Raw genomic sequence first — 26,540 nt, 5'->3', positions numbered from 1 at the left:
GATTCTTGGAGTCAAATGTTCGACGCGGGCGATACGAACATTGAGAACTGGATTACGACGTGCCTCGCTGTAATTATCGGCGGCTTTGGAATTTGGCGTGGCCTGGAGGTACTTGAATCATTTGAAAAGGTTGCGGTGGACGGGAAGCTGAATGACGCCTGGTGGGTATGGTTACCTCCACCTCAAAAGGAGGATGATCCAGGTTTATATATTCTTCGCACTTCGTTTGGTGGATCTTTCATTTGCATCATTATCTCAACTTCATGGTCCAGGTGGTCGTCGATCAGGGGAATGAATAGGTCTGGCAACTCTACACCATCCAGAGACATCTGGCTGACTTCGGCATCGGTGCCACTGTTGTGAATGGTGATATGATAGAAGGTTTCGCGATAGCGATAGTGCATTTTAAAAGTGGGCCAGTCAGCAGGCAGGTGGGGAGTTATCCGTAGTCGATCCACTTCCAGTTCCATCCCCAACAGGGATTCTACAATCAGGCGGTACATCCAGCCGGCTGATCCCGTATACCACGTCCAACCACCCCGTCCGGTGTGGGGGGCCACTCCATAAACGTCTGCAGCTACGACGTACGGTTCAACTCGATAGGTTGAAATCTCATCTGGTGTCGATCCATGGGATACGGGATTGATCAGCGAGAACAGATCCCAGGCGCGGCTGCTGTTTCCCATTGCTGCTTTCGCCATGACAGTCCAGATAGCACTGTGGGTGTATTGACCTCCATTTTCCCGAACGCCAGGAACATAACCTTTGATATATCCCGGGTTGAGATCTGACTTATCAAAGGGTGGATCCAGTAACCGGATCAATCGCTCGTCGTCGTCAATCAGTCGGCGATCCACGCTTTGCATAGCGACCGTCGTTCGATTTTCCGGACCGGCACCAGAAAGAATCGACCAACTCTGCGCGATGGCATCAATCTGACATTCTTCGTTCGAGGACGATCCCAGCGGCGTGCCGTCATCAAAATAGGCGCGGCGATACTGACCTGCCCCCACGAATGACACCAGTCACAAGACTTAGTGTTCTGTTGTTTTCATGGCTGTTCTGCTCGTCTGCTGTAGCGGAGCGGAAGCAGGCGAGCAGAACAGCTTCGCTTCCGGTACCGGGGCTCTGTAGCCCAGGGAACTGTGCGGTCTGATGGAATTGTAATCTCTCCTCCAGCGTTCGATCAGCACCTTGGCTTCCCATAGGCCAGTTTTGGTATCCCAAATCAATTGTACCTTCTCATCCCATGTATAGATTCGCGTCCCATCTGGTCTGAAAGCTAAACCGCTTATGGGACTTTCATGGCCCTTTAGTATGCTCTGTTCCTCACCTGTGCGGACATCCCATAGTTTGCCCGAAGTAACGCGCCCCGTCGTTCCACAGGGCATGGGCCTCGTTGACGACGTGAAGGCCGCTCCCCTCCAGCGTCCCCTCAACGAGTGACAACAGCTTCTGATGAGGGACAGGCACCCAGGAATGGGTTCGCCGCGGCGTGGGACAGTCCCAGACATCGCTTAGTTCGACGCTACTGGCTCCGGCGTGCAGACAGAGATTCAGCATGGTTATCCTCCTTTGGGACCGCCCCTGCGCGGGGCGGTCGTGGTGAAACACAACCGCTCCCGCACACGCGAGAGCGAACTCTGATGAACGCGCAACGAGAAGGCCCTGGATCAACCGCTCGCGACGGTCGCCCCAGGGCCTGCCAACCGCGGGCGAGGCGATCACCAGCGGCTAACGTGATGCGCAGCAAGTTCCTTGCCCCGCTTCAGGGCGTTTCTTTAGCCCTCAGGTGGAAAGCCAAGTGCCATCACACGCGCCTGAGCGAAGAGCCGTTGATCCCGGCCGACGCGGTCCACTCGGCACGGAACACTGGCAGCGGCAAGACCGTTTCGCCGACACCAGGCTGACTTTTTCCTGAAATGTGACGAAAGTACAGTGGTTAAACAGCAAACTCTGCCTAGATTCTTACAAAATGTCCAAATCCGCGCTGACATTATCTATGGTAAATGTAGAAATTGTAGTTGGTCGGACCAACTGAGCTATGAATGAGATGGACCGGAAGATTCCTCAACTAGAAAGGTGCACCATGCTCTCGCGATCCCTGCTCGTCCTCATTATGTCGTTCATGGCAACATTGATGTCCGCAATCGACACCCATGCAGCAGACAAACCCAACATCCTCGTCCTGTGGGGGGACGACGTCGGGTGGTCGAACCTCGGCTGCTATAACCATGGCGTCATGGGCTACGGCACTCCCAACATCGACCGCATAGCCAAAGAGGGAGTGCTGTTCACTGATCACTACGCCCAGCCGTCTTGTACGGCGGGACGGGCGGCGTTCATCACCGGGCAGTATCCGATCCGCTCCGGGATGACGACTGTGGGCCAGCCGGGGGACGCACTGGGTCTTCAAGCAGCCTCGCCGTGTCTCGCGGAAGTGCTCAAAGCAGAGGGCTACGCGACTGGGCACTTTGGCAAGAACCATCTGGGCGACCGCAACGAGCACTTGCCGACCGTGCATGGTTTTGACGAGTTCTTTGGCAATCTCTACCACCTCAATACGCAAGAAGAAGCAGAGCAGCGGGACTACCAGAACTTCGCCAAAGCGTACTCAGGCGATCTTGAGAAGTACGAAGCCAAGTTCGGTACGCGCGGTGTAATCCACTCGTTGGCGACGGATGTGGACGACCCAACAACTCACCCGAGGTTTGGCAAGGTCGGCAAGCAAAAGATCAAGGACACCGGACCGCTCACGCAGGAGCGGATGAAGACCTTCGACGGCTCGGAGGTGATTCCGAAGGCTGTTGACTTCATGGAGCGTTGCCAGAAGGCGGACAAGCCCTTCTTCGTGTGGCTCAATACCAGCCGCATGCACCTCTATACGCGAATCGGCGACGACTGGTTGCAGAAGGTCGAGAAGATCACAAGCGAGGACGACTACCACGGGGCCGGCATGCTCCAGCACGACCACGAAGTGGGCATCGTGCTGAAAGCCCTCGAAGACATGGGGCTGACCAAGAACACGATTCTTGTCTACTCGACGGACAATGGTCCCGAACACGCCTCTTGGCCACACGGAGCCACGACACCGTTCCGCGGCGAGAAGATGACGACCTACGAGGGCGGCGTCCGTGTTCCCTGCGTCGTCCGTTGGGCCGGAAAGATTCCCGCTGGCACGAAGCTCAACGGCATCCAAGGCCACCAAGACCTGTTCACCACGCTCGCCAAGGCAGCCGGCATCGACGACGTTGCCGCCCGTGTGATGAAGGAGAAGAAGCAGTACATCGACGGCGTTGACAACCTCGATTACTGGATGGGCAAGGCCGACAAGTCGAGCCGTAACCACATCTTCCACTACTATGAGAGCAAGCTAACCGCAGTCCGTATGGGGCCTTGGAAGTTCCACTTCTCGACCAAGGAGGACTACTACGCAAACGTCATTCCGCGGACCGTGCCGCTCGTGTTCAACATCCGCATGGATCCCTACGAGAGCTATGACAGCAAGGACTCCTACGGGCACTTGCTACAAAAGGTCTCTTGGCTGATGGCCCCGATGGGTGAGTTGATGGGGCAGCACCTGGAGACGCTCGCCAAATACCCGCCCGTGCAAGGCGGCAAGTCGTTCGACATGTCGAACGTCATCGACGAGTTCATCAAGAAGGGTCGGCAATAGCCGATAGGCAACTCGAATCGCTCAGGTCCTGCAGCGCGTTCACCACCAATCAGGCGATGAGCGAGCCGCAGCCATTTCTACTTATCGCGCTGTCGCTGTTGCTTTTAACCTGCTAATCAAAACTTCGAAAGTTGCGAGTTAACTCCGAGTCGCTGTGGGCTTTAACTGTTGTAAGTTTCACTGAGTTCACAAGTTCCGGAATCGGCCCGTGCAAAAGTCGTTACGAAGAGGGTTTTGTACGGGACGATGTCGAGAACTCGCTCAAAAATGTCAGTAATGTCATGAGAAATAGCAGGGTATTGAGGCCGGGAAGAGAATGCTTCCTCTCAATGCTTTTTGGTTTCCCTTTTCGAATCAAGCAAAGAGCTGTTTAAGGGGCTGGCCGCCTTCGATGATGGGAATCGGTCGGTCTTCCTGATCTTTCAGGAACAGATCAGGGTTGATACCGAGTGACCAGTAGATAGTTTTGGCGAGGTCCTCGGGACTGACAGGGCTTTCCAGCGGATAGGCGGCCTGGTCATCAGATGTGCCATATACGGCACCGCCTTGAATGCCGGCGCCGGCCAACAGGCAGGGGAAACAATGTGACCAGTGCCCCCGGCCCCAGGCGCTATTTGGTTTGGGAGTGCGTCCCATTTCGCCTACGGCCACGACGAGTGTTTCCTCGAGTAAGCCGCGCTCGTCCAGATCGGCTATCAGGGCAGAATAGGTCTGGTCAAACCCAGGAAGCAGATGCTGCTGGAGATGTTTTGAACTGCGATGCGAATCCCAGCTGTAGCCATCGGGGGCATCCCAGCAGACCGTGACAAAGCGTGCGCCGGCTTCCACCATCCGCCGCCCCATCAGGGCGGACTGACCAAACAGATGCCTGCCGTAACGATCGCGGACCACCGCCGATTCCTGTCGGATATCAAAAGCCGACCGCATTTTCTTCGAAGTCACTAGCGACAGTGCACGTTGCTGAATGCGATCGAAGTTTTCGTAAACTTGTTGCTCATGAAAGGCTCTGTTGGCCTGATCGAACTGTTTCAGCAGACTGTTGCGCTGGTTCAGGCGATCCAGCGTGATCGCTTCTGTCGTCACCATTCCCTTAATCCGGAAGTCGAGTTCTTGGTCCACACAGTCTCGAAAATAGGGATTGTCGGCGGAGTTCCGTTTCTGGATGTTGGTGGCAAACGCGTTGTACGCCGAGCCGAGCCAGCCTGCGTGTTGCCCGGTGCGCTCGTATCCCTGCAGGGCGCCCAGCTTGTTGGGCAGGTAGATGTAATCAGGAATGCTGCGGAGATGCGCAGCGGGGGCCTGGCGCGAAAGGTATTCCACGACACTGCCCATGGAAGGCCAGTCCGTCGAACGGGCGTTGACATCTCCCCCGTCGGCGGCTGACCGGGTAAATTTATGTCCGGTCTGAATATAATGACTGGCATTATGATCATTGTGCGGGTGGGTCATCGTGCGGATGACACAGACCTTATCTGAGATCTGCGCCGTCCTGCTGAGATGTTCACAGATCCGTAATTCGGGAGTTCGGGATTCAATTGGAATGAAGGGCCCACGAATGGAACTTGATGCGTCCGGTTTCATGTCGAACGATTCCAACTGACTGGGACCACCAAACAGGTAGAGAAAGATCACCGATTTCGCCCTGGCGCTGCTGAAGGTTGCCGCCGCGTCTTCAGCAGCCAGCACACCGGGCAGACTGAGACCAAACAGACCTGCCCCCCCGATCTGCAGCGCCTCACGGCGCGTCAGACCGGAACAGACTCGATTCGGATAACCGTGGACTGTCAGCATGATTCACACTTCACTTCCCGTGTTGGATTGACATCGAAGACCGAATACACATCAAAGGCTACCGATCCTTCTTTGACTGAGCAAGGCCAATCGGTGCCGGGCACCTTCCAATAACTGGGATTTCCCATCTCGGTTGAGCCTGAAGCCGGTCCAGACTTGTGACCTTTCCGATTATAATAACAACAGCTCCCCGAGTGTAATTTGTGTGTATTTATCGACATCTTTCCCATCTTCGAGACCCAGCGATCCGGGAACGGAGCCAAACGGAGCATTTCCCAGCGACCAGCGTTTGTTTTGCACAGACCATCTCTAAGAGGAACCAGGTTTTTGCTATTTGATATACTTCCGCTTCACGTCATGCGTAACCGGCGGCGGGATTACCAGTCGTGCAATCCGATCAAGAATCGCGGTGAACAATCTCCGCAGCACAGCCACTTCGGCTTAACCTTCTCCCCGTTTTCCGATCTATGTGAAATGCAAGAGATTTAGTTATGTTGTATTCCGGAAAAGGTTAGATCTATGAAACGAAAACGCTACAAAGAGGAACAAATCGACTTCGCTTTACGCCACGGTTGTATCATTCCAAGACGCGAGAGCTCGCGCAGTGATGCGTAGAATGCCGGAACAAACAGCACTGTGATCCTGCAGAACCGTGCATAGATTGTTCCTTTGAAAAACTTGCTATTACTTCATAATCAGATGACCAATCGTGAGAGGATGATCGACTTAACTCAACTGATCGACCTCTAATGTCGAGAATCCTGACTAGAACAAAATCGGAGCAGACAGACCCACTCTCTAAAAAAACGCAGAATATGAGATATCTGTTGCCTAAAAAAGCAGGCCTTTGACAACCTGGGCCCCATCGACTCCGGTGAGTTTGAGATCGAGGCCCTGGTATTTCACGGAAAAGCGATTATGGTCGATGCCCAGACAGTGCAGCACACTGGCATTTAAATCGTTAATGTGCACCGGATCTTTGACAATATTATAGCAGTAATCGTCGGTCTCTCCGTAATCAATTCCTGGCTTAAAACCGCCGCCGGCAACCCAGGTTGAGAAACAGCGACCATGGTGGTCCCGGCCGTGATTATCTTTCGTCAATGTTCCCTGACTGTAAATCGTGCGGCCGAATTCACCACCAAAGATGACAACGGTATCGTCTAATAATCCCCGTTGTTTTAAATCTTTCACGAGGGCAGCCGCGGGCTGATCCACCTTATCACAATTATTGCGAATTGCTTTAGGGAGATTCCCATGCTGATCCCAACCCCGCTGAAAGAGCTGAATGAAGGGCACGCCGCGTTCCGCCATCCGACGTGCTAAAATGCAATTTGCAGCGAACGTTCCCTTTTTGTCTGAATCGGGCCCGTACATCTCAAACGTCGCTTTCGTTTCTCCGCTCAGGTCCATCAAGCCCGGTACCGAGGTCTGCATCCGATACGCCATTTCGTATTGCGCAATGCGGGCTTCGATCTCGGGGTCTCCCGAAAGCTGGGATTTTTCGGCATTGAGCTTTGCCAGTCCATCCAGCATTTTACGACGCAGTCCTCTGTCCAGCCCTTTGGGATCGGAGAGAAACAAAACGGGATCGCCAGCACTGCGAAACTGCACTCCCTGATGTCGCGAGGGCAGGTTGCCGCTGCTCCAGAGTCGTGAATAAAGTGCCTGTCCTGGTGCATTACCGACGGAAATCATGACCACATAAGCGGGCAGATCTTTGTTGGGGCTGCCTAATCCATAACTCAGCCACGCACCGAAACTGGGGCGTCCCAACTGTTGTGTTCCCGTATTAATGTAGGTAATCGCTGGATCGTGGTTGATGGCTTCGGTATTCATGGTACGGATAATCGCGATGTCATCTGCGATAGAAGCCGTGTGCGGCAGGATGTCTGAATTAATCCAGGTTCCCCGTTCCCCGTAGCGTTTAAAATTGAACATGGGGGCGACGCAGGGAAACGATTTTTGACCGCTGGTCATGCCCGTGAGTCGCTGTCCTTTTCGAATGGACTCCGGCAGTTCCGTCCCATGAATCTTCTTCAGCTCAGGCTTGTAATCAAACAGGTCGATATGACTGGGACCACCGGCCATGAAGAGATAGATCACCCGTTTCGCTTTGGGGGCAAAATGAGGCAGGCCGGGTAGTCCCCGTTGATCCGGATTGGACTGGCCGGCAGCGGAGAGTTCAGGCACGTCTCCCAGCAACGAAGCAAGTGCCGCCGCCCCCAGACATCCGCGGGAGCGTGACAATAGCTGTCGGCGCGTTAAGTGTCGCTGATATTCTTCGAGAGGATTCATTGCGCTTTACTCACGAGTTAAAGTTTCGTCTAAATTGAGAATCATGTTGGCCACGACCATCCAGGCCGCCAGTTGCGTGACACTCAGATTTTTATCGCGGGGCGACTCACCGGCTTTAAGCAGTTCTTCAGCCGCTTGAGGATGGGCCTGATAGTGTTTCAGGCTTTCATCATAAACATCCAGCAGCACTTCTCTTTCTGTTGATCGGGGTTCTCTGGCTGTTGCCAGTAAAAAGGCATACCCCACCTGTTCGGCACTGGTTGCTCCCCCTTCTTTCAGCATGCGTTCTGCCAGATGACGGGCCGCTTCCACATATTGGATATCATTCATCGTGACTAAGGCTTGCAGAGGCGTGTTCGTGCGCGGTCTTCGGATCGTACACTTTTCCCGTGTTGGTGCATCAAAGATCTGCATCGACGGAGGGGGCGCCGATCGTTTCCAGTAGGTGTATAAGCTGCGTCGATACAGTTTTTCGCCGTGATCCTGGACGAATATGGGATTTCCGCCCAAGCCAACTTCTTTCCAAAGTCCGGGCGGCTGATAGGGTTTGACTCCCGGACCTCCCATTTTGGGGTTGAGCAAACCGCTGATCTGGAGTGCGCAGTCGCGGATCATTTCTCCCTGCAATCGAAAACGTGCACCGCGTGCCAGCAGTCGATTATCAGGATCTCGTAAATAGGCGGCCCGCGAGACATCCGATGTCTGCCGATAAGTTGCTGACATCACCATTTGTTTGAGTATCCGCTTGACATCCCAGCCGGATTCCCTGAAATCAACGGCTAGCCAGTCCAGTAATTGCGGATGACTGGGGAAAGCGCCCTGCGAACCGAAATCTTCCGGCGTCGTGACCAGCCCCGTCCCAAATAACATTTGCCAATACCGATTCACGGCAACGCGCGCTGTCAGAGGATGATTCTCGGCAAAGAGCCATTGTGCTAAACCCAGGCGGTTCTGGGGGGCGTCTTTGGGCATCGGCGGTAAAACCACTGGTGTCCCCGGTTCGACTTTTTGTTTGGTGGGCGCATCGTAAGCACCACGAGCGAGAATAAATGTATCCCGAGGCTTGGGCATGTCTCCCATGACCATGACTGACGTCAGTGGTTTGAGAAGTTCGGTCTCCTCTGCTTTTAATTCCTGCTTTTTCTTGAGCAACGCAATGTATTCTGCGTCTTCCCGTTCCAGATAGTAGTTGCGCAACTGCTGCTGTTGCTCCGGCGTTCGCTTCTCAGGCGAGACCGCCAGGATGGTTGTAATCGGCAGTTGTTTTGTGAGTGTCTCTACTTCAGACTGACTGAGCTCCCGGTTAAAGACAGAGACTTCGTCGATGGTTCCCTTCAATCGGGAACTGGGATGTCGGCTGCCAATCAGTAACGTTTTTGGCGTACGGATGGATTCCGTTAAGCGATCCTGCTCAATCTTCCAGTCCCACAACTGGCCGTCAACATAGATTTTCACGCCCTTGGCTTTGGAAGAACCATCGTAGGTCACAAACACATGTTGCCAGGTAGAAGGTTTGAGTTTTTTCTTCGTCGTCACCTTAATGGCATTCGTCGGCCACTTATTGATGATATGCACCGAGATCTGTTCGCCTGAGATGAGAATATCGTACCCGCGAAAACTGCTGGCATCATCCATTTTCGCTAAAAGTGCACCGGAGCCTTTCGGGTCGAGATTGATCCATCCACCGTAGGAAAATGAATCGGTGCGTTCGAAATCACAGACCTCCCCCAGATCGACATAGGTTGTGCCATCAAAGTGAATCCCCTGATCGTACGGAGACTTCACCCAGTCCGCCTTACCATGAATAGTCCCTTTGCGTTTCGGGTCCACCTGATCAACAACCTGGTTTTCTTTGCCTTCATCAAGTCTGAAGTGCAGGATCTGCCCTTCTATTGCGGATGACGCTGCATGTTGTTCTTTTTCTTTGGCCGCCAGCCAGGCTGCAAACTGAGGCTCGGCTGCCTTTTGATGCGCGGCGATCTGCTCCTGGTTTTCTTTGATGCGGCCACGTGTCGCCGGCAGTTTTTTCTGTTTTTCCGGATCCACCAGATCGACTGTTGGTTTGGCATTCCCGTTCCGCGTCTGACTACCAGCGTCGGCACTGATATTGAAAAACCCGAAGAAGCGGTAATAGTCTTCGTGTGAAATCGGATCATATTTATGCTCATGGCATTGAGCACATTCCATGCTGAGTCCCAGCCAGACCGTGGACGTCGTTTTCACTCTGTCGACGGCGTACTCAACGCGGTACTCTTCCGGAATCAGACCACCTTCATCGGTTGTCCCATTATTTCGATTAAACCCCGAAGAGACTTTTTGCAAAGGGCTGGCATTGGGCAGCAAATCTCCCGCGAGTTGCTCTATGGAAAACTGATCAAAGGGAATATTTTCGTTATACATCTGCACGATGCGATCGCGCCAGGCCCACATATCGCGCGGGCCATCAGCGTGATACACGCTCGTATCACCATAGCGGGCTGCGTCCAGCCACATCAAAGCCATGCGTTCGCCGTACTTTTTAGAACTTAACAGACGGTCCACCAGTTTTTCATAAGCGTGGGGAGATTCGTCATTCAAAAATTGATTAATCTCGGGAATGGTGGGAGGCAGACCGGTCAGATCATAGGTCAGTCGGCGGATCAAAGTGCGACGGCTGGCTTCTCTGGATGGCTGCAGTTGCTCTGACTCCAGCTTAGCCAGGACAAACCGGTCGATGGGATTCCGCACCCACTGGCTGTTTTTGACGGGAGGTAATGCTGATTTTTCCGGAGCGATAAACGACCAGTGACTGGTCCATTCGGCTCCTTCATCGATCCAGCGTTTGAGCATTTTCGTCTGTTCTGCAGTTAACTTTTTGTTCGAATCAGCGGGAGGCATTTTCAGATCAGGGTCCGTACTGCTGATCCGCTTATAAAATTCACTCTGATCGGCATGCCCGGGAACGATCGAGTCTGCTTTCGCTGCTTCTGCCAGGTCCAGCCGCAGATCTGCTTCACGATGTTTGGGATCGGGACCATGACAATGAAAACAGTTATCAGAAAGAATCGGTCGGATATCGCGGCTGAAATCAATTTTAGGAGCGGTAACGGACTTCAGCGTCTGATCATTTTCCGCCCGACAGACATTGATCGTCAGAGCGAGAAAACCTGACCATAATAAGAGACCGGAGCGAGGCAGCGTGCGCATACTCAATTATGTCCTTCAAATCTGAACACAATTAACGATCCTGGTGCGTCTCAAGAAATACTGAAACTGCGACATCGCAGAACGAGGAGAACAGGTGGGGCCCAAATGAATGATCGTTCTCTAAATCCTAGGTTTGCCTTAAGACGATTGTCAAGGCATTTCTAATGAAAGCGGAATGCTGACTGGGGAATGAGCCGACCTTGTCCTCAACTCTGCAATAATTGGATTGCGAGTGAATAATGGTTTTCAGACCAGGCATGCCTGGTCTGAAAACTTCGCAAACTACGGGAAGCCATAGTCCATCTCGCCCAGGGGATGACGATTCCCCTGGGCAAGATGGACTTCCGCTTCCCTGAGCTTCGAAATGATCTGTTCGGATGAATGACGCTTGGTGGGTATGATCGCCTCCTCCTCAATTGGTCCAGAATCCTGATTAAGTATATCAAGTTCTGGTTCCGGTTAAGGGGGCAAGGTCAGGTTTATACCATGCTCTCTTCAGAGAACGGGAACAATACCTTGATTGAGTTTGATAACATTAAAACGCCTCCCACCCTCAAGAAAGTAATCACAGGACTTATTCTAGATTATTCAAAAGTGATTATCTGCATTGATCATATCCCAGAGAAACTGCAGAACCATTCACAGCGAATTTCGTATTGCCCCCAGTTAGTTCCCACTCTGGTCCCCCAGACGCAATCAGCATCAGGGGGATGATCAACACTTGCAGTCCGACTATTTGCTCTCCAACGTAAACTCGAAAAGTCATGTTTCTAAGGCTCCCAATAACGTCTGGATGGGAATGCCAGTCGCCTAAATTGCAAAGAGAACGTTGACTTAATTTATAAGTCTGGCAATTTAGTTAAGCTGATAATCGTGGTCAGACACAAATCGGCAGGGCTCATGAATTGCGCTGGTAACAGGCCCAATCACATGCGTAATGACAGGTTCTGATGCTGACCACCCCGCTCCAAAACTACGCGCCGATTGCAGTTTTCAGGGCGCAATAGCGAGCCAGTAGCCGACTGGCTGAGAGTGTTGCGGCTTCCGGGACGGAAAAATTGCATAGAATTCAGCAGGCGATAGACGCGAGGGGCGAGCCAATGTAATATGGTCAGCAAAATGTGCCTGGAGTGATTCCAGGCTCAACCCAAATGGGAAATCTCGGGTTAATGTGCCAGCGGTATTAGCAGGTTTTTTGAGAATTCAGTGTTTCGTGTTTGTTCCCTGGTCTAAGTGATGTCTGATTAAATTTAATCCAGCCTGCTTATGATAGTGGAGCTTGAGTCTTAATTATTAAAGTTGAACCTGAGTGGATTGAAAGGAAATCATGCCACACGCTACGACGTCGGATCTTATGGAAGAAGTAAGCCGCCTCCGCCGCCGCGTCGGTGAACTGGAGCAGGAACATCGCCGGATCGATGCTGGAGAAATAACACCCGCTTCGCGAGGGCCCGTAGGGCTGTCTAATAATCAATCAGACTCGACGCATTCGTTGATTGATGCCCTGCCATGTGCGATCTGTGAATGCGATTTGACAGGAACGATCCTGTTGGCGAATCCAGCTTTTGCAGCGTTGCACGGGTATCCGCAAGCAGAACTCACAGGCAGGCATTATACTGATCTTGTCGCGGATCACCAAGATCGTGATGCCTGCCGCCGCGCGTTGGAGCAGCTGACAGAGGAGCAGGTTTCGTCTTATTCCCAGGAGACGGTTCATTATCATCAGGACGGCAAACGGATTCCGGTAGAAGTGAAGTGGCGTTGTCAGCGTGACGTTTCAGGGAAGGCTACAGAGTTGCTGGCAGTCACAACAGAACGTCGCACGGCTAAGTCCAGTCGGGGGCAGGAAGCAGAACTGGCCGGTCAGTATTTCAATCTGGTCCGCGAAATGATATTGGTCGTCGATGCTGATGAAAAGGTATCATTGATCAATCAGCATGGTTGTCAACTCATGGAAGCGGCCGAGAACGATATTGTCGGCAGGAATTGGTTTGACCATTTTCTGCCGGCAGAACGCCGTGAAGAAGATCGGTATTTCTTTCAACGGATGATTCAACAAGGAGCCGTTCAGCCTGTCGAATATTACGAAAATGATGTGTTGACTTTCAAAGGTACGTTGAAACGGATCGCCTGGCACTTTTCGATTTTGCAGGATGAGTCAGGAACAAATATCGGGACTCTGAATGTGGCAGTTGACATTACAGAACGCCAGGAAGAGCAGCAGATGCTTCGTCAAAATCGACAGATCTTCCACCAGATTTCTGAGAACATCAATGAGTTGCTATGGGTAAGTTCCGCTGACATACAAAAAATCTATTATCTCAGCCCGAAATACGAAGAGTTCTGGGGACAGACCTGCCAGAGTGCCTACGATGATCCGCGGATCTGGGTGGAACGGATTCACCCAGATGATCGGGAGTCGCTGCTACAAAGCATGAACCGGAAAATTCATGGTGATTTTTCGGATAAGAACTTTCCCCAGTTCCGGGTAGTGCACCCGGATGGGAGCATCCGCTGGCTGGAATCTCGCTCTTTTCCCGTTTACAACGATCAGGGTGAAGTGACGCGGCTGGTGGGAATTATTGATGATATCACCCGGCGAAAACAGGATGAGGACGCGATTCTCAAAGTCAACGAGGAACTGGAAGAACGGGTGCGGCAGCATACCTCGGAGTTGGCCAGGAAAACGGCCCAGTTGAAAGCATTATTTCAGGGACTGCCTGACAAGGTACTGGTAATCAACCACGAGGGAGAGATCGTTAACTTCAACGGCAGACATCGGGAGTATCTGTTTTCCGACAGGGATCTGTCGACAGGTAGTAAGTTCACGGAACTGCTTCTCGAAGAAATCAGGTTACCGTTTACTGAAGTCATTCAGCGGGTGCATAGTGAAAGGAAAAAAGAGTCGATTGATTATCCGCTGACGATAAAGGGTCTGCAGCGCTGGTGTCGGGCGCGAGTGCAGCCTTACCTGCAGGATGAGATTCTGGTCATAGTTGAAGATATCAGCGAACAGAAAATTGCAGAGATTGAACTCAACAAGATATATGAAAAACTGTCCGAGGCGCAGCGACTCGCGCATGTGGGCAGTTGGGAGTGTAATATCGCGGGTGATTTGCTCTGGTGGTCAGAGGAAGTCTATCGGATTTTTGGACAGACGCCGAATTCATTCAAACCGACGTATCCTGATTTTCTTGAAACGATCCATCCTGATGATCGAGCCTATGTCGATAGCGCTGTAGCCCAAACCATCGAATATGATTTGCCCTACAGTATCGAGCATCGCATCATCCGGCCTAGTGGGGAAGTCCGCTATGTACATGAACGGGGAGCCTTGAAACGAAATGCTGCAGGTGAGATTATAGGTGTGCATGGGACGGTGCAGGATATCACGGAACGGCATAAAGCTGAATGCAAGACGCAGGAATACCGAGATATTCTGGCACATGCTTCGCGGCTGTCAATCATGGGGGAATTAATGGCTGGTATTTCCCATGAACTGAATCAACCGCTGACGGCGATGGCGAATTACAGTTCCGCGATGAAGTCTCGTATTGAGCAGGGACAGGATGTTTCAGATCTGGTGCAAAGGATCGAAGCTCTCTCCCACCGATCAGGGAATATCGTCCACAGGTTGAAATCGATGGCCGAGAAGCGGCCGCTGGAACTGACGCGGTTTAACATTCTGGACAGTATTCGCAGCACCCTGCAGTTGATTGAATATGAATTGCGTCAGAAGCAGATCGATGTGCAGATGGCCGGCGAATCCCGAATGTCGGTGGTCTATGCGGACCGCGTGCAGATTGAGCAGGTGCTTTCCAACCTGTTTATAAATGCGATAGACGCGATGTCCGAGATGCCTGTATCACGCAGGTTGACAATTGAAGTTGCGCCGGCTGGCGAATTCATGGTGCGGGTCACCGTCTCTGATAACGGTCCCGGAGTGCCTGACGATTTTGTCGGGCAACTGTTTACGCCATTCACGACCAATAAACAGGGCGGATTGGGAATCGGCCTGTCGCTCAGTCGCTCGCTGGTGGAGGCTTCAGGGGGCAAAATCTGTTTCAACCCGAAGTCGGATCGTGGTGCCTCGTTTGATGTGTTTCTGCCCTGTAGTGAGATGGATGAGTGTTAATATCTTTTGCATAATTCAATTCTCTTCATTGACAGGGTGGCCCCGTCGCGTACGAAACCCTATTCGTAAAGACTTTTACTCGAGCTGATTCAGGGAGCCTAGAAACGAAAGTAGCTACCAAAAGTTCAAGCCACTATGGTGATTTATGAGGTAACTCACCGCTTTCGAACTTTTCTGGAGTAGCTTAATGGCATCCGCGACACCGGTATCGAAGGTGAGCTACCTCAACTCTGCGGGCCTGTAGTCGGAGAGGGTTCAGCAGAGCACGGAAAGAAGTCGTCCATCGAATGTGAACTGTGTCTCAGTGGGGTACAAATAAAATGACATCTCCTTATTTCACAGTATGTTACCACCGAGACTCATTTTACCAAGATGATTCAACCTTTTCATCCACTGCTGACTCTAATTACGACTGCTTCCGACAGCCTGCTGGCCTGATACGTCCTCTACTTGAAAAACGCGAACCGGATTTTGCGGGACCGTGCCCCCCAGGGGAATTCATATAAAGCCTAACGAACGTGCGAAGCTCCTGAAATATGGCAAGCCGCTCGGAAAAGGGATCAACGAACTGATCACGATCCTCACTCCCGGGACCTTTCATCGCTGGTTACAGGAAGAGAAACGAGGCCGGGAGAAAAAGACTATCGGTCGGCCAGGAAAGAGTGTCGTGCTGCGAGAACTGATTCTCAAGATCGCCCGTGAAACGGGGTTCGGCTTTACTCGCATCCTTGATGAACTTCGGAAACTCGGCATCCCCCGGGGCTGCCGTCAGAATGTGAAAATATCCTCTAGGAAGAAGGTATCGGGCCCGGGCCGAAGCGAAGTACCGGCACCTGGGCCCAGTTTCGCAAAGCTCATGCGGAAACACTCTGGGCCTGCGATTTCTCTCCGAAACGAGCTGTGACACCGCGGGGGACTGATAAGGTCGTACGAGCGGATTGCGGCATAGATCGATTCGAGTACAAGTCTTTTCTTCACGGTAAGTGTACGTGCGTTTGTTCCGGAAAATCACAACCAACAGTCTTTCACGGCGTACTTGCCATGACTCACGTCAGTTCTTTCACAAGATTTTGTCTTCAAAGATCAATTAGTTATTGGACTTAACTGGCGACAGTGTTTTGTACCCGACGGGCACGGTCACTAACAATTTTGAGTGCCCTTTGTTGATCTGACCGATTGTAAAGATGCTTGCATGTTTGAGAAATTATCCTACCGGGGAAAATCCCCCATCATCCCATAAAAGAATGTAGATACAATTATGCCTTGGTGAAGTTATGTGTAATTGACAAATCACTGCTACATTCAGGCCCTAGTTCAAGGAGATGTGCAACCGTAAAAGAAATATATTTTTATATCGAGTCTGCAAAAAGCCTCATTTGTAGACTGAGCAAAAAGCCTCATTTGCAAAGATTATGAAACTCATCAAATTAATTTTTCGGAAAGAGACACAACCCCCAAAAACAGCCTCTACAGAAAAAAAGGATGCCTTGCTATTTGTTCTCCCTTCAGAGTGTGTGCATTTATTGAAGAACCATTTCTCAAGAATTGGGAAGCAGCTTGAAACTCTAGGTCATCAGGATGATGACAAAAAAGATTTCTACTTAGATCCGGAGAATCAGGAAGATCGAGATTTCTTCAAAAAGTTAAAAGCTGAATTACTAGAGCTCTCAGATTACATGCAATTGTCACATGAAAATGAATTTATGGAAGGCGAAGGTCGGTATGATTTTCTCCACTTCGAAACGGATCGACCAGTGCTGCTGCGTTTTATCGAGTGGTGTGACCTGAATCACGGTATCGTTTTAAAATTTCTGTTCGAAAATGATTATTTTTGAATAGGAGTCATTTAGAACATAGTTCTCTTATTTTGGTGCATAACCGACATTGCTCTAGTTATGGAATGCAGATGCTGTCTGATATTTTAGACTATTACTCAGTCAGCAGGGATGCAGATTCTGGTAGATCAGGTGATGGCCCCGAGCTTTGTAAACCCTCAGGGGCCTTTTTAACGCTGTGTCAGCATTAACTCTTCAATCGATTGATGAATAAGAGAATCTCCGGTCATGAAGATTATTCATATTTGCGGATATTCTGCAGTCGGTAAACACCACTTAATTCGAAAGTTGAAACAAGCGAATCCAAAGGCCCTTGATAAACTGACAGCTCAGCAGAAATACTTTGTGAATCGATTTGGACTTGTTGGAAATTGCAAATATCCCGACCCTGTAAGCACACAATTAAAAAGAGACCTGTCACACCTCAAGAAAGATATCGATTCGCTAATTGAAAGCCGTGACGGATCATGTGACACCATCGTTCATCATTGGCAGTTTTCTTCTACAGCAATTTCTGCTTATGTCAGAGAAAAAGATCCCACCATCAAACAGAATACAGTTTTGATCTGGGTGGATCCTACAATTCATATCAGAAACGCAGTCACAAATCGCACGAACCTACATTATTCGAGATGGTCCGTCGATAGTCTAAAGAACGCGTTTCGTAAAACTTTCAGGTGTATTGTCTATAGCGCCACTGAGGCAGCGGGCCTTGAAACTCCCCAAAGCTATGAATTGATCGACCTGGCACCAGCAGTGGAATTGCTCCCTGAAATTAATGTTTCTGTCGTCACTCCAATCTCTCAGAATCTTTATGGTGATGTGGATACTGAGAGTCTTGTATCTATACTGTGCGGTAACAGCCTTTGATTATAAACTATAATTGGGCTATAATGGGCAATAGCACGTTTCCACAGATAAGACCGTCTTCGCACGACGTCTTCTAAATATCCCAAACAGGTTATATCCTGATTTCATGCATTTGCTGGTTGCGGTTGTTAAAACGAGAGTAGCTCGGAATTCTTCCAAACATGCAAATAAGTTATCGGTCAAGAAAAGAACTCTCACAGGTTTGCTTCTCTTTACACTCTCTAAATTCTAGCAGATTCTCCTGTACCTTCCTGCTGTTGGCACAACTTTGTGTTGATTGCGACTTTCATCAATCAGCTTAATCACCCAATGCCATTCAATACTGCACAGCCTTGAGCATTATTTCTTCAGAAGCGATGAGTTGCACTTTGAATTGAGAATCGATAGTTCCATATCTTCCGCACTAAGAGGTTTGGAAAAGAGGTAACCTTGTCCGTATTCGCATCCTGACAGCTGCAAGAATTTCAGTTGTTCAGGGGTTTCAATGCCCTCAGCGATCAGTTCCAGACCAACTTGATCTGCTAGAGTGATCAAGGCTTTGATAAGCTTTCCTTCACGTCTTCGTTTTGATTTCTTGATGAATTCCTTATCTAGCTTGATTACGTCGATTGGTAAATCACAGAGGCAGGATAAAGATGAATATCCCGTACCAAAATCGTCTACATCAATATGCACTCCCAGATTACTCAGTTGATTAAGCGTCTGGATTGATGTCTGACTGTCGTGCATGATAACGCTTTCGGTAACTTCAAGATGGAGAGATTCCGGGGGGATCGCATAATTATGAATCGCTTGTTCTACAACCGCAACCAAGGTTGGCTGCTCTAACTGTTTGCGGGAGACATTCACATGCAGATTCGCAGGCGCGTGCTCTTCCAATGACTTTCGCCACTCACCGAATTGACGGCACGCCTCATCAATAACAAAATTTCCGATTGGTATGATCATGCCCATCTCTTCCGCAGTAGGAATGAATTCAGTGGGAAGAATGAGACCACTTTCCGGGTGAAACCAGCGGAGGAGTGCCTCTACCCCTTTCAACGCCCCCGATTCTAACTCAATTATCGGTTGATAAAAAAGTGTGAGTTCATCGCGTGATATTACATCTCTTAATTGGTTTTCAATGTAAAGTCGCTTCTGGGCTTTGTCGCGAAGTCTATGATCAAATACGAACGGACGGCCCATTTGGGAAGCTTTTGCTTCATACATAGCGAGGTCGGCACTACTAATCATTTCATTTGCAGTCTCCGAGAGATGTTCGCTGGTCACAATACCGATGCTGGCCTTAGAGTAAATTTTATGGCCACTTAATTCATATGGTTGCGAAAGAGTTTCCATCAATCGATCCGCGACGAGAGTCGCATCCTGGGGAGAAGTAAGATTATTGAGTAACACAACAAACTCATCCCCTCCCAGACGCGCTGCTTGGATTGTATCCGACATACGTACCGCCTTGCGCAATCGGTGAGAGATCTTCTGTAACAGTTTGTCTCCGAGTTCATGACCGAAGCTGTCATTAATAAGTTTAAAACGGTCAACATCTATGAAAAGCAAAGCAAAGTGATTACCTGCATTACGTTCGATTGTATTCTGGATAGAATTATGGATTGCGGCCCGGTTGAGAAGACCGGTCAGCGGATCATGGTAAGCGAGCCTCTCCAAATGCTCCACGATCCATTTCTGCTCACTGATATCGATCCGTAGGGCCAAGTATCCTTCCAGTTTCCCCTGACTGTCGTACATAGGGGCAATCGTTGTGTCTACCCAATATAGCGTTCCATCTTTGGCTTGATTACAAATTTCGCCATGCCAGGTAAAACCTCTGGCAATCGTTCGATACATGTCGCGGAAGAATTCGGTAGTATGCTCTGAAGAACGGAGTATACGGTGATTTTGACCGATTAACTCGTCGCGGGTGTAACCGGATATTTGACAAAATTTATCGTTCACCTCAATAATCCTTCCTTGGACATCAGTAATTGCGACGATCCCTGCTTCATACACCGCATCGCGAAACGCGTGTGAACAAGCTAATCCAGAACTAATCAATTCACTGCGAACTTCAGTATTGACCTTAATCACCTTTGTCTACCTTTATTATTTCTTGCTTGATTTACCTACTGCAGTACGATTCCTCGTCACTTTGATCGTGAGGGTAATCGAGAGATATTTTGTTCTATTCGCACTTCAAATAATTCGTTTCTCAAGTGCGAGATAAACCTAGCTTGGAATTCATAGACAAATCAAAATAAGTAGATGTGATTAGGATTTTCTTTTAGAATCAGGAGATTTTGCATCCGGCCTAACGAATTGTAGGGCTTAAATGATACGAGCAGTAATTAAAAACTGGGTAATATCCACACCATAGAATACCGTTCAACAGCAGAAAATATCACATGCCTGTTTGGGCAGAACTACGAGCCTTGATTTCTGCATAGAACCGCAGGCTCTGAAGTCAACCAGATTACTTCCTGCACTATATGGAATCGCCTCTTTGATAATTGGAAAATGGAATTTTATGTCGCGTTTAAAAAAGACTGTCGCCCATTAAGTCACGTAGCCAAATGATTTTTGTAACAATATCTGACGAGGGAACTGACATCGTGTGGGTAACTTCTACTATGAGGAAATTATCGCTTTGAAGAGCGTGACGTGCCCCCACGAATGATACCAGTCACGACTTAGTGCTCAGTTGTTTTTGACCTTGCCCCCAACTCTGTACCAGTTGAAGCGGAGCAGAAGCAGGCGAGGCAGTAATAGAAAACCCAGAAACCGACGAACTACTATTACTCGAGACCAAGATTGATAGGGGTTAGATTGAACGTGAGCAGAACGCTGTGTATGAGGCAATCTCTCGAGGGAAGGGGGCACGTCACCGCTGCCAATTTTGCAAACGGTGTTACAGTCGTTCTTGAACACTATGGTCCCTTGTGGCGAATTGTAGATAGAATAGCTTTGGGAGCTATGCCGGATGGAGCTTTACGGACATACTCCCTAAACTAACTCCAAAATCTGGGTCCCCAATTTCAGGGACTGCTCTCGTCTTTCTGATATGCAGGCATGTCTTTAATTTTGTAGAGAATATGCACAATCTCAGTCACACTGGAGCCCCCCAGTTTTTTCAACACATTCGCCTTATGCTTCTCCATGGTGCGATAGCTGATCGACATCGAATTTGCGATCTGCTTGCCCGTCTGCCCGTCTGCAATCAGTTGAAAGATCTGTTTTTCCCGTCGGGTCAGCCTGTCGTATAGTCTCAAATACTCATACCCGTCTGCATCAGAAAGAATTCCGTCAGCATCCAGTTGCGATATTGCATACTCGATCGCATTAATGCATCTCTCTTTGTCGAAGGGCTTTTCCAGGTAGTCGCAGGCACCCAGCTTGATTACGGAAACCGCTTTCTCGATATCACCGTAAGCGCTTATTATTACGACCGGATGGTACACACCCTTTCTGCGAATCAGTTCCATCGCTTCAATCCCACAGATATCAGGCATCACCAGGATTTCTCGCAATGTTGATCGAGATGGCTGGGAATTATTGATTTCTGACCTGAAGGAAGAACAGTCAGAATCAAGCACAGAATATTTTGATTGTGTAATCCTCTGTACTGGACTGACTGCTCAGCCGGTGCAAATAGACTGTCAAATCAAGATGTTGCCTGTTTCCGAGCTGAATCATCCCGACGGGCTGGGGCATATTACAGATCAACGTATTGTGGTCATCGGTGGTGGAGAGTCTGCCGTTGATTATGCCAACCGTCTTGCGCAGCCTGAGTTGAATAATAAAGTCTTTTTGTCATTGAGGTCGGGGATTCGAGTCAGCACCAGATATCATCCCATTCGAGGAGTGCCATCGGACTTTTTGAGAAATCGATTAATGCTATCGATTCACGAAAACATTCGAAACTGGATCGGCCAACGGTTCGTCGAATTGTGAATCCACTTTCAGGAGACATTCCGCCGCCTATTTCCTGCCAAAGAAGTGGATGATTTATCGTCCTCTGAAATAGATCAGAATGCACGCGAGATCCGAAAAGAGTGGGCCTTTAAACTTACGAAAGCAGCAAAAGACGACTTGTTCAATATGTTTCATAACAAGAGCGATGATTTTTTAGATGCTGTCGGAGCAGTCAGGATTACCATTGTCGGTCCTCCCGATGACAATCAGTTCAATGTATTTCGCAGTTTTGATTCCGATCAGGAAGAGCGTATCGAGCCGACGCTTGTTGTTCCGGCAGTGGGGTTCCAGGAGAGGCTGAGTGAATTGTCGGAAGGACACATTCAACTTTCAGACTTTTACCTGGGCTGCGTACATGCAACCTATCTTGACTTGTTCCTTGTCGGCTTCGCGCGTCCGATTATTGGGAACATCCCATCCATCAGTGAGGTACAGGCACGTTATATTTGCGGGGTTAATCGCCGAAACATTTCCTCGTCCTGCTGATATCGAGGCACTGCATCGGGCAGATGCGATCAGCAGAAAAGTTCGCTTTAAGCACTTAAGACTGGAGTCCATTTATCCGGTGGAGATGTTTCCATATTGTGATCAACTAGCCAGATTGATGAATACGTACCCAATGATGACTTCTATCGGCTCATTGCCTGTCTGGTATCGAATGCAGCTGACTCCAGCTACAACACTGCATTACGACTATCGTGATAAGCCAGCATTCGAAGAGATTGGCTCCACTCCAGTCTACATGCCCAAGTCTTTAATCCTGATCCTGCTGTTGATCAAGCCTTTCGACCTCGTGTACCGAGCTTTTAGAAGATTGTTCCAGCGAAAACCCTAAGCCGCAGTCACCATTCTCTTAAACTTCACCCCATCATGAAGGATTTAAAAGGACAGGGGCTCTTTACGCTGCCAATCTGATCTGACTCTTTTAAACAGAGCGGAGCATTTTGTAGTCTGACTGCGAGAATAGATGGTCTATCCCTGGCCGCCTCTTTCAGACAAAACTGATATCGTCAATGGCGTGCTGGCAGCATACTTGAGGCAACATCAACAGCTGCCCCCCTGATCCGGTTAACTCCATTGACCAGTTCCAGTCATGTGCGGGAATGCCTGCGTGATGACTGCTCCAATAACGCGGGGTTCTGGAATCCCAGTACATTAAACACCCAGTGCCTGCGTAGTCGACCTGAAACGGATCTGCAGGCAGATCTGTAATTTCGTGGGAAGCATCGTCGTTCCACCAGCCGCCGACATACAGCTTGGGAATATGGCGATTGTGGTAACATCCAGACACCGCATTGGGAGGTGTCCAGCCTGAAACAAGAGCCTGCATCAAATCGGCGCCTGCCTGAATAGGGACCATGATATCGTCTTCAATGATCCAATGAATTTCGCCACCCATGTGCGTGCGAAGTTGATTACAGGCATGAGCCATAAAACGAGACACAGCGTCTCGCCGTTCCTCTTCACTCTGATGGTTGTGAGAGACGCGCTCTTCCAATGGAATAATTTTGATGGTCTGGAAAGTGGACCAGTAGCGGCTCACCTCTTTTTCAATCGTGATACGGAAATCGGGATCATTGCTGTTATCAAGCAGAACCAGCTCGGGTTTTGAGGAGTTGTCGAGCAGCCGTGTCGCCTGGGCGACAGCAGACATCCAGGCGGGAAACAATTTGGGAATTCGGCCACTGATGATCGAGCCCACAGCGACGCGTGCATTCAGCTTTCGTACTTCCGGCATGAACGCTTCCTGCTGATCATGGGTTTTCTCACGATTGTTTGCCGACCAGGAAGCCGCATGCTGGCGGTATTTGAGCGTCGCATTGCTGCGCCGGGGAACTCCCAGGCGAGATCCTCGCAACGCCAGATCCCAGTCCCACATGGTTTTAATACCTTCGCGCCAGCGTCCCGCCACTTCAAATACTTTTCGACGCCACATTGCCGAAGTATTAACAAAATTGTTGCGCCAGATGTCAGATCCCTCCCACTCTGGTGCATCCCAGAAGATGGAAAAATCACCAAACGCCTGAGCCGGCCCATAGACAAAGGGAGTGTCATTCCGCATCGCTTTTAAATGTTCTTCGATATAATTGGCGGGCATGATATCGTCGCCATCCAGAAACACCAGGTAGTCCCCCGAAGATGCAGCAGCACCACGGTTGCGCGTTTCACAGACTCCCTGGTGCCGAGGACTCTCCAGAACAGTCAACCCCTGCGACTGATATTGACGGGCCAGTTCGAGGGAATCGTCGATGCTGTTGTCGTCCGAGTATATCACCTCACACGGGATGGATTGTTGAAGTGCAGACTCGATGGTTTCTGCCAGATATCTTTCGTTATTGCGGGCCGCAATAATAACGCTGACTCGACTGCGAGACTGATTTTTCTTTACAGACTTTTCTAAGCTCGGATTCCTGCCCGTTTTTTCTCCTGGTAATTTTAGCCCGCCCACCATCAAATCAATTCCTCTCATCGCCGGTAAATCATGTTTCAGAGATCGAATTTAATGCGTCAGTTTGGTTCTGGCTGTCACTGCATAATGCTGCATTCGGGGAGCGCTTCCATCAGCAGATTTTTCCCGTCATCGGTAACCTGGGTTTCGGTAAGATACAGTTCTCGCAGACTCTTCAGATCCTGCAAATACAGCAAACCAGAATCCGTCACATTTGTAAAAGATAATTGTAACCATTGAAGACCTGCCAGGTTTTTCAGATGGGTCAGGCCGGAATCATTTATCCCCGTATTCCCCAGATTTAAAGAGTCGAGGCTGGAAAGCCCTGACAGGTATTTTAAACCGTCATTGGTCACTGCTGTATGTTGCATCGTAATTGACCGCAACGTACCAAACTGGCTCAATTGTTCCAGGCTCGTATCACCTGTCTTTGTATTGTACAGATCAATCTTGCTTAGCGCTGGCAGTGCTTTCAGATGTGAGATTCCCATATCGGTAATGTTCGTATCATAGAGATCCAATGTCTCAAGATTCTTCAAATAGCAGAACCACTTCAGGTCTTCATCAAGAACCTGCTTATTTTCATGCAGCAGGATTTTTCTAGTTTGAAAATTCCCGGTGGGAAGATCAGATATTTGCTCGATGACCTGCGGCTCTTCATCGACTGAAATCTCAACCACTCCCCCTAATTCCAATGCCCTCGACGCAGCTGCCCTGTCATTATCTGCAGGATTGACGGGACTGGTACTTTTTTTGTTCGCAGGATTTGAAACGGCTTTTTCAGGTGCACCGGTAGCAGTTTTAGCCGGATTCTTGAGCGGACTGAAAAACAGATGCTGATTGGAGAATGCCCACCACAACAGCGCCAGAAAGCCGAGGGGCAACAACCATCTCATAAATGGGTAGCGCGCTTTCGGTTGCATGACTGTAGAATCAAGACAGATACGACCATACTCTGAAAAGCACTCATCATCCTTATATAGTGAAAAAAGTGTCGAGAGATCTTCATCCAAAACGGTATTACGCGGGCCGGGCTGGATTTGTATCGGCCCCTGCTGCGGCTGGTCGGTCAGCGAGGATTGATCAAAGGGAATGCTTTCCAGTGCCTCAATCAGTTCCGCGGTTGAATTATATCGTTCAACGGGCTCCTTGCTCACCATTTTATTAAAGATGGCTTCCAGTTCGTCAGGTACTTCAGGACGCTGCTTTTGAATCGAGGGGATCGGCTGTTCCAGGTGAGCGAGTATTTTTTTGACAAACGAATCAGCCGGGTACATCACCCTGCTGGTCAGTAAATAGTAGAGGGTACAACCAAGGCTATAGATATCAGAGCGTGCATCCGCAGCGTGTGTATTCTGAGCCTGTTCCGGGGCCATATAGTCGAGAGTCCCCTTTACGCTTCCCGATTCTGTCAGCTGCGTGACAGGCACGTCACTGGGCTCAAGATTATCGATTCGAGCCAACCCCATATCAAGGATTTTGACAGTCCCCTTCAGATCCAGCAACAGGTTGGCAGGCTTGATGTCTCGATGAATAATTCCTTCGGAGTGCGCAAACCCCAGGCCCTTAGCCGCCTGGATGATGTAGTTAACGGCGACATCAACCTGCAGGACGCCATGTTCTTTGACGAGGTCTGACAGATTGATTCCATCAACATACTCCATCACAAAATAAGAGACCCCCTTGGCTTCCCCGGCGTCATATGCGGTCACGATATTGGGGTGAGTCAATTTTGCTGCTGCCTGGACTTCCCGCTGGAACCGACCGATCGATTCTTCATCCAGGGCAATTTTAGCGGGAAGCGTTTTCAGCGCCACCTTTCGCTTCATCCGGCGATGCTCTGCCAGATAGACCTTTCCCATTCCCCCCGCACCAATCTCGCGCATTATCAGATAGTCGCCCAACACGAGCCGGTCACCTTTGTGTTGCAGGATCATCTTGATTTGAAACTCGTTGAGCTTCTTATTCTTGACCAGTGTCTTAGCCAGATCCAGGGCGGTTTCGGAAGAGTCGACCTGTGTCTCTTGAAGTGCAATGACATCCTTGGCGGAAAAAATACCGCTTTCATCCAGTAGCGACAGAAATTGGTTGCGGGATAATGTCATAAAGGCGGAATGAAAAAAATGTTCAGAGTGAATATGATTTCAATTATGTTACCCGAATCTATGCTCAATTCAAGAATTGTTGTTGGGCGATACTGGATTTTCAGTATCAACCCCCATGCAGCCAATCCCACTGCTTAGTGCGAACCCGTCCCTGCAGAAGTCAGACAGGATCACCTTTCCGGTCTGATTCGCACTGAAGGCGACCAATCCTGTGTTGAAGTCAGGAAGTGCG

15 protein-coding genes and 2 pseudogenes are annotated in these 26,540 nt (G+C 49.8%); 7 read left to right on the top strand and 10 right to left on the bottom strand.

From position 1 onward, the window contains the following. Positions 1 to 182: 182 nt before the first annotated feature. The 3 genes and pseudogenes from F1728_RS24325 to F1728_RS24315 all read right to left on the bottom strand — a co-directional run. Positions 183 to 998: pseudogene (locus F1728_RS24325) on the bottom strand (GH36-type glycosyl hydrolase domain-containing protein); the annotation flags it as partial. A 36-nt stretch (positions 999 to 1,034) separates the two neighbouring features. Continuing rightward, a pseudogene (locus F1728_RS31835) lies at positions 1,035 to 1,208 on the bottom strand (integrase core domain-containing protein); the annotation flags it as partial. 121 nt (positions 1,209 to 1,329) lie between these two features. Further along, positions 1,330 to 1,563 carry a hypothetical protein gene (locus F1728_RS24315; protein WP_155366245.1) on the bottom strand — a complete coding sequence of 78 codons (234 nt, stop codon included), beginning with the start codon at positions 1,561 to 1,563 and terminating at the stop codon, positions 1,330 to 1,332. A gap of 565 nt (positions 1,564 to 2,128) precedes the next feature. On the opposite strand from F1728_RS24315, the gene F1728_RS24310 reads away from it, so the two are divergent. Then, positions 2,129 to 3,676: an arylsulfatase gene (locus F1728_RS24310; protein WP_390644259.1), complete on the top strand. Its 1,548-nt coding sequence runs from the start codon at positions 2,129 to 2,131 to the stop codon at positions 3,674 to 3,676. Positions 3,677 to 4,030: 354 nt separating this feature from the next. On the opposite strand, the gene F1728_RS24305 is transcribed toward F1728_RS24310, so the two are convergent. From F1728_RS24305 to F1728_RS24295, 3 genes are all read right to left on the bottom strand, one after another. After that, the gene (locus F1728_RS24305; RefSeq protein ID WP_155366244.1) at positions 4,031 to 5,467 is read right to left on the bottom strand and encodes a DUF1501 domain-containing protein; all 1,437 of its coding nucleotides are present in this window, start codon (positions 5,465 to 5,467) and stop codon (positions 4,031 to 4,033) included. An 831-nt stretch (positions 5,468 to 6,298) separates the two neighbouring features. Further along, positions 6,299 to 7,765 (bottom strand): DUF1501 domain-containing protein, encoded by a 1,467-nt coding sequence (locus F1728_RS24300; protein ID WP_155366243.1) that lies wholly within the window; start codon positions 7,763 to 7,765, stop codon positions 6,299 to 6,301. Positions 7,766 to 7,771: 6 nt separating this feature from the next. Then, entirely contained in the window at positions 7,772 to 10,951 is a 3,180-nt protein-coding gene (locus tag F1728_RS24295; protein WP_155366242.1) for a DUF1553 domain-containing protein, read from the bottom strand. 1,327 nt (positions 10,952 to 12,278) lie between these two features. Here F1728_RS24295 and F1728_RS24290 point away from each other — a divergent pair. The 3 genes from F1728_RS24290 (at position 12,279) to F1728_RS24280 (ending at position 17,791) form a co-directional block, all read left to right on the top strand. Then, positions 12,279 to 15,086 carry a PAS domain-containing sensor histidine kinase gene (locus F1728_RS24290; protein ID WP_155366241.1) on the top strand — a complete coding sequence of 936 codons (2,808 nt, stop codon included), beginning with the start codon at positions 12,279 to 12,281 and terminating at the stop codon, positions 15,084 to 15,086. Positions 15,087 to 16,498: 1,412 nt separating this feature from the next. Continuing rightward, positions 16,499 to 16,921 (top strand): hypothetical protein, encoded by a 423-nt coding sequence (locus tag F1728_RS24285; protein WP_155366240.1) that lies wholly within the window; start codon positions 16,499 to 16,501, stop codon positions 16,919 to 16,921. A 228-nt stretch (positions 16,922 to 17,149) separates the two neighbouring features. Next, complete coding sequence (locus tag F1728_RS24280; protein ID WP_155366239.1) at positions 17,150 to 17,791, top strand: hypothetical protein; 642 nt, start codon at positions 17,150 to 17,152, stop codon at positions 17,789 to 17,791. Positions 17,792 to 18,130: 339 nt separating this feature from the next. Here F1728_RS24280 and F1728_RS24275 read toward each other — a convergent pair whose 3' ends face one another. Together F1728_RS24275 and F1728_RS24270 are read right to left on the bottom strand one after the other, a co-directional pair. Beyond that, positions 18,131 to 19,873 (bottom strand): putative bifunctional diguanylate cyclase/phosphodiesterase, encoded by a 1,743-nt coding sequence (locus F1728_RS24275; protein WP_155366238.1) that lies wholly within the window; start codon positions 19,871 to 19,873, stop codon positions 18,131 to 18,133. A gap of 944 nt (positions 19,874 to 20,817) precedes the next feature. Then, a complete protein-coding gene (locus F1728_RS24270) occupies positions 20,818 to 21,291 on the bottom strand; it encodes a response regulator transcription factor (RefSeq protein ID WP_155366237.1) in 474 nt (157 codons plus the stop codon). Between the two features lie 43 nt (positions 21,292 to 21,334). Between F1728_RS24270 and F1728_RS24265 the strand changes: the two genes are divergently transcribed. The 3 genes from F1728_RS24265 to F1728_RS24255 all read left to right on the top strand — a co-directional run bounded on the left by F1728_RS24265 (position 21,335) and on the right by F1728_RS24255 (position 22,589). Beyond that, positions 21,335 to 21,733 carry an NAD(P)/FAD-dependent oxidoreductase gene (locus F1728_RS24265; protein WP_194242497.1) on the top strand — a complete coding sequence of 133 codons (399 nt, stop codon included), beginning with the start codon at positions 21,335 to 21,337 and terminating at the stop codon, positions 21,731 to 21,733. 45 nt (positions 21,734 to 21,778) lie between these two features. Further along, the gene (locus F1728_RS24260) at positions 21,779 to 22,240 is read left to right on the top strand and encodes an NAD(P)/FAD-dependent oxidoreductase (protein ID WP_155366235.1); all 462 of its coding nucleotides are present in this window, start codon (positions 21,779 to 21,781) and stop codon (positions 22,238 to 22,240) included. A gap of 133 nt (positions 22,241 to 22,373) precedes the next feature. Then, entirely contained in the window at positions 22,374 to 22,589 is a 216-nt protein-coding gene (locus F1728_RS24255; protein ID WP_155366234.1) for a hypothetical protein, read from the top strand. Between the two features lie 156 nt (positions 22,590 to 22,745). Here the strand turns inward: F1728_RS24255 and F1728_RS24250 are convergent, their stop codons facing one another. Continuing rightward, a complete protein-coding gene (locus F1728_RS24250) occupies positions 22,746 to 24,206 on the bottom strand; it encodes a glycosyltransferase family 2 protein (RefSeq protein ID WP_194242496.1) in 1,461 nt (486 codons plus the stop codon). A gap of 74 nt (positions 24,207 to 24,280) precedes the next feature. After that, complete coding sequence (locus F1728_RS24245) at positions 24,281 to 26,308, bottom strand: serine/threonine-protein kinase (protein ID WP_155366232.1); 2,028 nt, start codon at positions 26,306 to 26,308, stop codon at positions 24,281 to 24,283. Between the last annotated feature and the right edge of the window lie 232 nt (positions 26,309 to 26,540).

Origin of the sequence: Gimesia benthica (assembly GCF_009720525.1) — a bacterium.
Lineage (GTDB): Bacteria > Planctomycetota > Planctomycetia > Planctomycetales > Planctomycetaceae > Gimesia > Gimesia benthica.
The sequence above is the reverse complement of the archived record's forward strand: the minus strand, read 5'-3'. Positions and strand labels throughout refer to the sequence as shown.